The sequence below is a fragment of the Corallococcus sp. RDP092CA genome, assembly GCF_041903675.1.
In the GTDB taxonomy this organism is placed as follows: Bacteria; Myxococcota; Myxococcia; order Myxococcales; family Myxococcaceae; genus Corallococcus.
The window spans coordinates 1-371 of the sequence record NZ_JAYESI010000137.1; the positions used below are offsets into that span (position 1 = coordinate 1).

Annotated in this window: 1 pseudogene; it reads left to right on the plus strand. The window is 68.5% G+C overall.

The features are described from left to right. Positions 1-371: pseudogene (locus U8525_RS34510) on the plus strand (serine/threonine protein kinase); the annotation flags it as partial.

Sequence of the window (371 nt, forward strand, 5' to 3'; positions counted from 1 at the left end):
TCATGTCCCGTGGTGTTGACCTCCGGCTCGCCGGGGGCACGGTCCTCTTTTCCCACGAGGGAACCGCCTACGAGTTCTTCCAGGACCTGGGCACTGGCCGCAACGGCGAGCGCGTGCTGTTCGCCCGGCCCCGGACGCCCTCCGGCTACCGGGGCAAAGTCCTGGTGAAGTGCATCCCCCTGCCGCAAGGGCCCGCCACGGACGAGTTCCTCCGGGCCCGCGCGCGGCTGGAAGAGGAGGTGCGGCTGGCGCGATTCCTCCAGCACCCCAACATCGCCCGCGTCCATGGCCTCTTCGAGATGAAGTTTGGAGAGGTGCTGGGCCTGGGGGCCGTCATGGAGTGCGTGGAGGGCTTCAGCCTGAATACGCTC